A 6,972-nucleotide genomic window follows, 5' to 3' on the forward strand; every position below is an offset into this window, starting at 1 on the left:
CGCCGACCGGCCGCGCGACGCGCGCCGCCGGTCGGGACGTGCCCGCCCTCACCCCCGCGACGATCTCGGCCGTCGTGCCGACCAACCGCACCCACGAGCTCGACAACGTCTTCGCCAACCTCGGCCGGCAGGACCACCCCGCTGTCGAGCTCGTGCTCGTCCTGCACGGCCTCGAGACCGACGACGACGAGCTGCGCCGCCGCGCCACCGCCGCCGGGGTGCAGGAGCTGCAGATCGTCCACGCCGACGCCTCGCTCACCCTCGGTGCGTGCATGAACCTCGGCGTCGACGCCTCCGGCGGGCAGTACATCGCCAAGATGGACGACGACAACTTCTACGGCCCGCGCTACCTGTCGGACCTGCTCGCCGCCTTCTCCTACACCGACGCCGGCATCGTCGGGAAGTGGGCGCACTACGTGTGGCTGCGCTCCACGGGCGCGGTCGTCCTGCGCTACCCCGACTCCGAGCACCGCTACGAGCGGCGCATCCAGGGCGGCTCGATGCTCTTCGCCGGCGACGTGGCCCGCGACGTGCGCTTCAGCGACATCCCGCGCGCCGTCGACTCCGACATCCTCGACCGCTCGATGGAGCAGGGCGTGCGCGTCTACTCCGGCGACCGCTACAACTACGTGTCGGTCCGCGGCGACGACCGGCACGCCCACACCTGGACCGTCACCGACTCGACCTTCCTCACCGCCACCGGCCGACTGCTCTTCTACGGTGACCCCACGACCCACGTGAGCCTCTGACCCCGGCGTCCCGCACGCCCCGACGACGACAAGGACCCCCATTGGCCCCCATCGACAAGAACGCCGCCCGCGCCCAGGGCAAGCGCGCCGCCCGCGCCGTCGTGCGCCGGGTGCGCCTCGACCCGCTGGCGACCCTGCCCAACCAGGGCGGCTCGGTCGGCAAGCGCGCCATCTTCGCCCAGGCGCGCCTGCTCATCCTCGACGCCCGGGCCTTCGACCAGGGACTGCGACTGCTCTCCCGGGTGCCCGAGTCGGCACTCGGCGCGACCGGCCACGGTCTGCGCGCGTGGTCGCACATGTCGCTCGGCGCGATCGACGAGGCCGTCCAGGAGGCCTGGGCCACCCTGGAGCGCAACCCCGACGCCGAGGCCCTCGGCCTGGCCATGGCCGTCGCCACGCGGGCCAACCACAAGGACCTGCTCCGGCGGGTCAACGACCTCGCCGAGAGCACGACGCCCCGCACGACCAAGGACGCCGAGCGCCTCCTCGGCTGGTACACCTCGCGCGACGTCGCCCAGGCCGAGGCCTTCATCGCCAACGTCGACACCTGGCGGGTCAACCACACGACCCACTCCCTCGACCTCATCCGCACCGAGACGCAGATCCGCGCCGCCGGCGACGAGGACGCCCAGCGGGCCACCGCGCTCGAGGTCGGGCGCACCGGCAAGGCCGGCTTCCGCTCCGCGACCCGCGCCCTCGGCAAGCTCAAGGGCTGGGACGAGCTGCGCGAGCTCTACCGCGAGGCCGACCTCGAGACGATCACCGTCGTGCCCAACAAGACCTCGCACTCGCTGGCCCAGCGGGCCGCGCGCGCCGGGTGGCTCGACACCGCCCAGGTCATCTCCGGCCGCCTCATCGAGCTCGGCCACAAGAAGGCGCGCGAGACCCACGCGCAGGTCTCCGACCAGATCCACATCGGCGCCACCGGCTGGCCCGTCGACGAGGCGCAGGAGCGCTCCTACGAGCCCAACCCGCGCGCCGTGCTCTCGGTGCTCGCGCAGTCGCTCCCGCACCGCTCCGGCGGCTACGCGACCCGCAGCCACGGCATCCTCACCGGCCTGCAGGGCCTGGGCTGGGACATGCTCGCCGCGACCCGCCTCGGCTTCCCCTACGACTTCTGGGGCCAGGGAGACAAGCGCGAGGTCGAGCCCTTCGACGTCGTCGACACGATGACCTACCGCCGCCTGCTCGAGCCGGGCGAGCGCGAGTACCGGACCACCCCGATGGCCGGCTACATCGAGCGCTTCGCCGAGCGCCTCGAGGAGGTCGCCCGCGACCACAGCGCCGGCCTGATCCACGCGAGCAGCTTCCAGAACAACGGCCTCGCCGGCCTGCGTGCCGCCCGCCGGCTGGGCATCCCCTTCGTCTACGAGATGCGCGGTCTCGAGGACCTGATGAAGATCTCGCGCAACCCCGAGTTCGGCCGCACCGACGCCTACCGCTACATGACCGGCCTCGAGCTGCACATCGTCCAGAACGCCGACCTCACCTTCGTCATCACCGAGGCGCTGCGCGAGGAGATGATCCGCCGCGGCGGCCCCGCCGACCGGATCGCCGTGCTGCCCAACGGCGTGCACACCGCGCAGTTCGAGCCCCGTCAGCCCGACGAGGCGCTCATCGACGAGCTCGGCCTGCGGGGCAAGACGGTCATCGGCTACGCCGGCGGCCTCGTCGACTACGAGGGCCTCGACCTGCTGCTGCTCGCCGCCGCGGAGCTGAAGAAGACCCGCGACGACTTCGCGGTCATCATCGTCGGCGACGGGCACTTCGAGGGTCAGCTGCACCGGATGGCCCGCGAGCTCGACGTCCTCGACGTCGTGACCTTCACCGGCCGCGTGCCGCACGAGGAGGTCGCGCGCTACCTGTCGATCTTCCAGATCACGCCCTTCCCGCGCCTGCCGCTGCCGGTGTGCGAGCTGATCAGCCCGATCAAGCCCTTCGAGTCGATGGCCATGGGCAAGGCGTGCATCTCCAGCTCCGTCGCGGCGCTGACCGAGATCGTCAAGCCCGACGAGCGCGGCCTGGTCTTCGAGAAGGGCAGCTCGCAGGACTTCGCCCGGCAGATCGCCCGCTATCTCGACGACCCGCAGCTGCGCGAGCGGATGGGCCGCCAGGCCCGCGAGTGGGTCCTCGCCGAGCGGGACTGGAGCGACGTCACCAAGATCGCCGACGAGGCCTACCACCGCCTCCTCGGCTGACCGCTGCGCCCACAACCCTGCAGGACCCCAGGGTCCTGCAGGGTTTGCGCACCTCCATGACGAAGGGGGGCGCTCACCTCGCGGTGAGCGCCCCCCTTCGTCGTGCTGGTACTGCTAGGGGATGTCCTTGACGGAGATCTCGTCGGAGTTCTTCGACGTGAGGTCCTCCGCCGCCAGCGCCCGGTAGAGCATGGGCGTCAGGGTGCGGATGTAGGTCGCCGTCACGTGGCTGCCCTGGCGGTAGACGAGCGAGTCGCCGATGACCGGCGGGCACTCCTTGCCGGGCGGGCAGATCCACTCGTTGAGGTCGACGAAGGGGACGTCGGCGGCGGTGGCCGACTCCTGCAGCGCCTTGGTGCCGCGGCCCTTGCGACCGTTGTCCTCGTCCGCCGGGAAGGCGCACGTGGAGAAGTCGTCGGGGTGCTCCTCGACGCAGGTGTAGACCTGCTCCTTGCCCGGGCGGGGGCTGTCGGAGAGGACGACGACCTTGGTGCCCTTGGCCTTGAGCTCCGAGATGGCCTCGGTCATGCCCTTGCGCAGGGCGGGCGAGCTGCCGGCACGCCGGAGACGAGCGCGACATCGGGTGCGCCCTCCTCGTCGAAGTGCTTGTTGGCATTGCGGCCGAACTCCTCGCAGTCGCTGCGGGCACCGTCGTAGGTGAAGGAGCACGCGGACTTGAGGTAGAGCTCGACGCGCCAGCCCTCGTCGTGGGCGATCGCCTCGACGGCCGGGAACCACTGGCCCATCTTGGAGTCGCCGAGCATGGCGATCGTCTGGTCGCCGTCGGTCTTGCCGTAGACGCACGAGGTGTCGACATCGGCGTCGCCGGGCTGCACCTGGCAGTCGTCGTCGTAGTAGCGGGGCACGTCCTCGGGCGCGACCGCCGGGTCCGGCGTCGTCGTGCCCGAGCTGGCGAAGACCTTGCTCGCGTCCTCGCGGACCTTCCACACGTCGCTCGACGGGTCGGCGACCAGGGCGGTCGCCCCGGGCACCTTGGCGTCCTCGTCGAGCTTCGGCACGGTGGCCCACACGGCGGTGCCGACGAGCGCGGTGACGATCATCGATGCCAGGCCGAAGAGCAGGCCACGCGATGCCTTGGCGCTCAGGCCGGGGTGGAAGCGCACCGGGTCCTCGACGAGGTGCTTGGTCAGCCAGGCGAGGACGACCGAGACGATGCCGATGAGCACGAGGTGGCGGATGCGCACCTCGGGCCAGGCGGTCTTGGCGATGGTGATGAGCGGCCAGTGCCACAGGTAGATCGCATAGGAGATGCCGCCGATCCACACCATCGGCTTGAGGCTGAGCAGCCGCGCGGTGGCGGTGGCCTGGGTGGCGCAGCCGGCCGCGATGATCAGCGCCGCGCCGACCGTCGGGGCGAGCGCCCACGCGCTCGGCCACGGGGTCTTGGAGGTGAGGAAGAAGGCCGACCACAGCACGAGCAGCAGGCCGGCGCCCGCGAGCAGCTCGGCCGCCAGGCGGGGCAGTCGCGTCAGCCGCAGGACGAGGAAGGCCAGGAGCGCGCCGATGGCGAGCTCCCACACCCGGGTCGTCGTGTAGAAGTAGGCCGTCGCCGGGTCGCTCTTGGTGTGCAGCACCGAGTAGACGAGCGAGGCCGCGGCGATGACGGCGAGCACGCCGAAGAGCAGCGGCTTGGGCCGCATCCGGGTCCGGCGCGCCACCATGAGGCCGACGATGATGATGAGCGGCCAGACGACGTAGAACTGCTCCTCGACCGACAGCGACCAGTAGTGCTGCAGCGCCGAGGGTGCGGCGTCCTCCGCGAGGTAGTCGACCGACCTCAGGGCCAACGCCCAGTTGATGACGTAGAAGGTCGCGGCGATGACGTCGGCGCCGAGGTTGAGCCGGTCCGGCCCGGGCAGCAGCGCCCAGCCGAGCAGGGCCGTGACGATGAGCACGACCGAGGCGGCCGGCAGGAGCCGCCGGGCCCGTCGGGCGTAGAAGTCGGCGATCGAGATCGTGCCGGTCTTCACCGTCTCGCGCAGCAGGAGCGAGGTGATGAGGAAGCCGGAGATGACGAAGAAGATGTCGACGCCGACGAAGCCGCCGGGCAGGAAGGGGATGCCGACGTGGTAGATCAGGACGGTGCCGACGGCGACGGCCCGCAGGCCCTCGATGTCGCCACGGAGGTTCTTCTTCCCCTTCGCCCCGTGGTGCGCACCGGCCGCGGCCTCCTTGGCCCCGGCCTCTGCCTCGGTGACCTCCGACTGCAGGGAGGTGTCCCCGGTCCCAGCGGTCACGCGTCGCCCCGTCGGGTCGCCCCCACCGAGCTGGCGAGGACCTTGGCGATCCGCTCGCCGGCGTGGCCGTCCCACAGCGGCGGGGTGTCCCACTCCTGGAGCGGGCCGGTCGCGAGGACCTCGGAGACCCGCTCGGAGAGGGTCTCGCGGGTGACGAGCTGGTTGGTGCCGTGGGTGATCGTCACCGGGCGCTCGGTGTTGGGGCGCAGGGTGAGGCACGGGACGCCGAGGATCGTCGTCTCCTCCTGCACGCCGCCCGAGTCGGTGACGACCGCGGCCGCACCGCGGACCAGGCCCATGAACTCGATGTAGCCGAGCGGGTCGATGACGCGCATGCCCGGGTGGTCGAGGAAGCCGGCCTCCTCGAGGCGGGCGCGCCCGCGCGGGTGCAGCGGGATGACGACCTGCGCCTGGTCGGCGACGGCGTGCATCGCGGCGACGAGCGCCTTGACGTCCTCCGGGTCGTCGACATTGCCCGGGCGGTGGAGCGTGGCGACGATGTAGTCGCCCTCGATGCCGACCTCCTGGCGCACCGCGTCGGCGTCGAAGCGGGGCTTGTTCTTCAGGAGGGTGTCGATCATCGGGTTGCCGACGAAGTGGATCTTGTCGGGGTCGGTGCCCTCGTTGCCGAGGTGGCCGATGGCGTCGGTGCTCGTCGTGAGGAGCAGGTCCGAGAGCTTGTCGGTGACGAGCCGGTTGATCTCCTCCGGCATCGTCATGTCGAAGGAGCGCAGGCCCGCCTCGACGTGGGCGAAGGTGATGCCGAGCTTGCTCGCGACGAGGGCCGCGGCGACCGTCGAGTTGACGTCGCCGTAGACGACGACGAGGTCGGGGCGGCGCTCGGTGAAGAGCTCCTCGAGGGCGATCATCACCTTGGCCGTCTGCGCGCCGTGCGCGCCGGAGCCGACACCGAGGTTGACGTCGGGCTTCGGGATGCCGAGCTGGCGGAAGAAGACGTCCGACATCTTGTCGTCGTAGTGCTGACCCGTGTGCACGAGCAGCTGCTCGACGTCGTAGGCGGCCAGGGCCTCGAGGACCGGGGCGGCCTTGGGGAAGTTGGGGCGCGCACCGGTGACGTGCACAACAAGGGGAGCCATGTCAGCCCTTCGCTCTCGGGGGGATTACAGCCAGTCAGTGTGTCACGGGCCGGTGGACGGCCCATGATCCACACGCCGTGGCCGGGCGAAGGGGGCGCGCCCCCCTTCGCTCAGGTCCCGAAGTCGGGGTGGCGCAGCAGCCCGAGCCACTGCTCGCGGGCATTGGCGAGGAAGTGCCCCGCGTCGGCGGACCACGTGTGACCGTCGCCGGCGTGCCGCACGTAGACGTAGCCGATGTCGTGGGGGCGGTAGATCATCGCGCCGGCGGCGGTGGCCGCCCGCATGAGGGCGCTGTCGACGGCGCGGGGGACGTCGGCCCAGCCGCCGAGGTCACGCAGCTCGTCGGCCCCGACGAGGATCGTGCCGCCGGCCACCCGGTGCACCGCCGACTCGGGGGTGCCGATGACGCGGCGCACGGTGGTGTCGAGGGCCTCGACGTGCACGACGGTGCTGCTCTTGCCGACGACGGGCGCCCCGGAGACCCGGCGCGCGATGGCCAGGTCGAGCAGGTGGTCGGGCCCGTAGTGGTCGTCGTCGTCCATCTTCGTCAGCAGCTGCCCGCTCGCGGCGTCGGCGGCCAGCTGCAGGGCGTGGCCGAGGCTGCGGTCCCCCGGCGCGGCGACGACGGTGACGGCGATGTCGCCGAGGTCGGGCGTCGGCAGGTCGTCGG

At 71.6% G+C, this 6,972-nt stretch carries 4 protein-coding genes and 1 pseudogene; 2 read left to right on the forward strand and 3 right to left on the reverse strand.

All coding sequences use genetic code 11. From position 1 onward, the window contains the following. Nucleotides 1-749, forward strand: a 749-nt coding sequence (locus AC2W7J_RS13925) for a glycosyltransferase family 2 protein (protein ID WP_485983106.1), incomplete at its 5' end; no start/stop codon positions are given. Between the two features lie 41 nt (nt 750-790). Further along, on the forward strand, nt 791-2,947 hold the full coding sequence (locus tag AC2W7J_RS13930) for a glycosyltransferase family 4 protein (RefSeq protein WP_485983108.1): 2,157 nt from the start codon (nt 791-793) through the stop codon (nt 2,945-2,947). Nucleotides 2,948-3,061: 114 nt separating this feature from the next. Here AC2W7J_RS13930 and AC2W7J_RS13935 read toward each other — a convergent pair. The 3 genes and pseudogenes from AC2W7J_RS13935 to AC2W7J_RS13945 form a co-directional block, all read right to left on the reverse strand. Continuing rightward, nucleotides 3,062-5,298: pseudogene (locus AC2W7J_RS13935) on the reverse strand (acyltransferase family protein). Beyond that, a complete protein-coding gene (gene wecB / locus AC2W7J_RS13940; RefSeq protein WP_255185089.1) occupies nt 5,202-6,302 on the reverse strand; it encodes a non-hydrolyzing UDP-N-acetylglucosamine 2-epimerase in 1,101 nt (366 codons plus the stop codon). Before wecB ends, AC2W7J_RS13935 begins: the two are co-directional and overlap by 97 nt. A 110-nt stretch (nt 6,303-6,412) precedes the next feature. Continuing rightward, nucleotides 6,413-6,972 (reverse strand): glycosyltransferase family 2 protein (locus AC2W7J_RS13945; RefSeq protein WP_485983111.1); only part of this gene is annotated, 560 nt, incomplete at its 5' end.

The organism is Janibacter sp. CFPM2_SD2, assembly GCF_057364645.1.

What these genes read in the sequence shown, in the direction of transcription:
- wecB (WP_255185089.1), bottom strand. Translation starts at nt 6,302, where the DNA reads ATGGCTCCCCTTGTTGTGCACGTCACCGGTGCGCGCCCCAACTTCCCC.